The organism is Rubrivirga sp. (assembly GCF_049648075.1).
Classification (GTDB): Bacteria; Bacteroidota; Rhodothermia; order Rhodothermales; family Rubricoccaceae; genus Rubrivirga.
The window spans coordinates 1-3041 of record NZ_JBARYR010000181.1 but is presented as its reverse complement, the minus strand read 5'-3'; the positions used below and the strand labels follow the sequence as shown (position 1 = coordinate 3041).

Annotated in this window: 3 protein-coding genes and 2 pseudogenes; 2 read left to right on the top strand and 3 right to left on the bottom strand. The window is 66.8% G+C overall.

Annotated elements, in window-relative coordinates; all coding sequences use genetic code 11:
- Positions 1-461 (top strand): DNA repair protein RecO (gene recO, locus WBA11_RS05200; RefSeq protein ID WP_424519653.1); only part of this gene is annotated, 461 nt, incomplete at its 5' end.
- A gap of 83 nt (positions 462-544) precedes the next feature.
- Positions 545-1147: a LexA family protein gene (locus WBA11_RS05195; RefSeq protein WP_424519652.1), complete on the top strand. Its 603-nt coding sequence runs from the start codon at positions 545-547 to the stop codon at positions 1145-1147.
- Here the strand turns inward: WBA11_RS05195 and WBA11_RS05190 are convergent.
- From WBA11_RS05190 to WBA11_RS05180, 3 genes and pseudogenes are all read right to left on the bottom strand, one after another.
- Positions 1144-1308, bottom strand: a complete 165-nt coding sequence (locus WBA11_RS05190; protein WP_424519654.1) for a DUF2256 domain-containing protein — start codon at positions 1306-1308, stop codon at positions 1144-1146. The two genes, WBA11_RS05195 and WBA11_RS05190, sit on opposite strands and share 4 nt — an antisense overlap.
- A 260-nt stretch (positions 1309-1568) precedes the next feature.
- A pseudogene (locus WBA11_RS05185) lies at positions 1569-2770 on the bottom strand (IS256 family transposase).
- An 88-nt stretch (positions 2771-2858) separates the two neighbouring features.
- A pseudogene (locus WBA11_RS05180) lies at positions 2859-3041 on the bottom strand (hypothetical protein); the annotation flags it as partial.

Below are 3041 nucleotides of genomic sequence, written 5' to 3'. Positions count from 1 at the left end.
GCGAGTCCCACCCGCTCGTCCTCGACTTGGTCGTCGGCGCCCTCGTGCACATCGATGAAGCGGAGGAGAATCCGGCCAACGCGGTGCCGTGGCTCCAGCTCCACCTCGCGTCCCTGCTCGGCTTCGCGCCCGACGTGCAGCGTGAGGACGTGCTCGCGTTGGGATACGACGGGGGGCGGCTGCGGCTCGAGAGCGGGAGCGTGGCGGCGTTCGGCACGAGTGACGGCATCCGGTCGAGCCGGGCGGCCCTGCGCGCGTTCGCCGTCCTGGCCCGGACCGGCCTCGATGTCGCCGGGCGAATGCGCTTGGACGACGACGTCCGCCGCGAGGTCGAGAACCTGGTCGATGCGTACCTCCGCCTGCACACCGAATCGTCGTTCCCGGAGCGTGTGCGGGGGGTCGCGGACCAGATGGAGATCCGGCTCCGCGCGCTCGCGGACCAAGAACCGCCGGGCGCGTGACACGGACAGATTCCGCACATGTGGTTTAAAGTTGTGCAACAAGACTCGACACTCTACTTTCGACCCAGTCCTCAGACCCCACCATGAGCCGCCGACAGCTCACACAAAAGCAGCTCTCCTTCCTCGAATACCTCCGAGGCCACGTCGACCAGCACAAGGTCTGGCCGACGTACAGAGAGATCGCCGACCACTTCGAGTACCGCTCGCCGAACTCGGTGACGCAGAACTTGCAAGCGCTTTCCCGAAAGGGATTTTTGCAACGGAGCAAGAACGGGTACGCGCTGATCGAGCAGGCCGCGCGCGAGGGGTCCGTCCGTGTAAGGGGGACGCTCCGCTCCGGTCGCATCGAGCCGGCCCCTTCTGACCGTCTCTCACTGACAACGTTATTTCCCGACGTGGCCGCCCTCCAGGCCGTCGAGTTGAGCGCCGGGACCGACCGGACCGCCGAGTTCGGCGACGCGCGCTACGTGTTCGTCGACGAGGGCGATGTCCCTGAAGGCGAGACGGTCGTCGTCGTCGACGGCAACCGGGTGAGCCTCGGCCGCGTCGGTCCCGGCGGCGCCCTCGAGGCCGATCACGATCACGAGCACGTGGAGCCCCAGGTACTCGGTCGCTATGCAGGACACGCCGGGCCGTACGGCATCGTCCGTGCGACCGCGCCCAGGACCGAGCCAGTCGAGATCTAGCCCGCCCTCGAGGCCTGACCAGACTTGTTCTTCGAGCGGCGGCACCGCTCGGAGCAGTACACGACGGCGTCCCAGTCGCGCGCCCACTTTTTGCGCCACGCGAACGGGCGGCCGCAGACGGGACACGTCTTGGTGGGGAGGTTCGGCTTGCGATGGGCCACGACGAGTGGACGAGTGGACGAGTGGACGAGTGGACGAGTGGACGAGTGGAATCTGCGGCCTCGAGGACGACTCGACTGTGAGGAGTCCGGGACGGTTTCGCGGCCTCGAGGACGAGCGGGGCACCATAGCAACAGCATGGCGCGTCGAGATCCTTCGACTCCGCTGCGCTCTACTCAGGATGACGGCTGGGTGGGACGGCAATCGAGAGGCTGGCTTCGGCCTCGACGGGGGTGTAAAGATTTCTGTGTAAACGCTGGGGTCAGGGAAGGGGCACGCGGCCCTCGAACTCGATGGCGAAGGGGTTCAGCGCGCCCGGCCAGTTGGCGATCGGCCGTGTCCACTTGCGCGACGCCTTGTCGAGCGCCAGGTAGAGCAGCTTCATCGCCGACTCGTCGCTCGGTAGCGCCCCGCGCGTCTTAACGGCCTTGCGCAGCTGCCGGTTGACCGCCTCGATGGCGTTCGTGGTGTAGATCACCCGGCGGATCTCGTCAGGGAAGCCGTAGAAGGCCGAGAGCTCGTCCCAGTGGCGCTCCCACGAGGGCCGGATCGTCGGATAGGTCTCGTCCCACCGCTCTCCAAAGGCCACCAGCGCAGCGCGCCCTGCGGCTTCGGTTGGCGCTCGGTAGACCGCTTTCAGATCACGAGCGACCGCCTTGCGGTCCTTCCAATTGACGAAGCGCAGGCTGCCCCGCACCATGTGGACGATGCAGAGTTGGACGAGCGTCGGCGGGAAGACCGCCTGGATGGCCTCCGAAAAGCCGGTCAGTCCGTCCACGCAGCAGATCAAGACATCCTCGACGCCCCGGTTCTGCAGTTCGGTGAGCACGCCGAGCCAGAACTTCGAGCCCTCGGTGTCGGCGATCCAGAGACCGAGCACCTCCTTCTCGCCGTCGAGGTTGACGGCGAGCGCGAGGTAGACGGCCTTGCGCTGGACCCGGCCCTCGTGGCGGACCTTGACGAACAAGGCGTCCAGGTACAGGATGGGATAGAGCCCGTCGAGCGGCCGGTTCTGCCAGGCTACCACGTCGTCGAGCACCGCCGCGGTCACGTTCGAGATCAGCGTCGGCGAGATGGCGGTGTGGTAGAGCTCCTCCAGGTGGCCCTGTCGCGGGTCGTCATGCCGCGGGCGTAGAGCGAGAGCACCTTGTCATCGAGCGCGGGTAGGCGCCGGGCGTGCTTGGGCACGATGGCGGGCTCGAAGGCGCCGTTTCGGTCACGCGGCACGCGGATCTCGACATCGCCGTGCTCAGCTTTGAGCGTCTTGGCAGAGTGGCCGTTTCGTGCGTTTCCGGTGCTCTTGCCGTGTTTCTCGTAGCCGAGGTGGTCGGTCATCTCGCCTTCGAGCGCGCGCTCGACGAGCCGTCCGGTGAGTTGGTGGAGGAAGCCACCCTGTGCGAGCAGTTCTTGCGGGTCGTCGCAGTGTTCGAGGAGCTGGTCGAGCAGCTCTTTGGGGATTGCCATGAGGGGGGAAGCGGTCAGGATGGAAGATGAGGCCGCTTACACAAAGTTCTGGACACCCCCCCCTCGACGGACCCGACCTCGACGGCGGTTAAGAGTAGCTCTCCCCGATACGCCACGCCCCTGCCAACAACGTCATCCCGAGCCTGTCGAGGGATCCCGACGCGCCACGTCCGATCGCACGGTTCCACCCGTCCTCGAGGACGGGAACTTGGACGCCGCGGCCCGTCCAACCCCCAACCCCCAACCCCCAACCCCCAACCCCCAACCCCCA